The organism is Agaribacillus sp. DX54, from assembly GCF_056858335.1.
In genome coordinates this window covers 1-249 of sequence record NZ_JBXEQE010000176.1, presented here as the reverse complement: position 1 = coordinate 249, position 249 = coordinate 1, and the positions used below count along the sequence as shown (strand labels likewise).

At 41.4% G+C, this 249-nt stretch carries 1 protein-coding gene; it reads right to left on the bottom strand.

Features of this window, described 5'->3' with window-relative positions; all coding sequences use genetic code 11:
* On the bottom strand, positions 1-249 hold a 249-nt coding region (locus AC04NP_RS30870; RefSeq protein ID WP_482863992.1), incomplete at both ends, for a hypothetical protein.

The following is a 249-nucleotide window of genomic DNA, read 5'->3' as shown; positions in this document are numbered from 1 at the left end:
GTCCGTTGAATAACTAACTGCCGTATCGTTGAACACTTCCAACAACTGATGTCTTTCTTCTTTGGGTACAATGGACAGTTCATTAACACTGGTTGTCGATCCCTTATCGATATGTTCCAACAATACCCTTAATGCTTCCTGCATGTAGGATACGACAGCCGAAGGATCGATACCCCGATCGGATAGCTTAGCCGTTAACCCAAAATCATCCCCATAATCATTTACATCAAAAGTAAAAGGATAATTCGT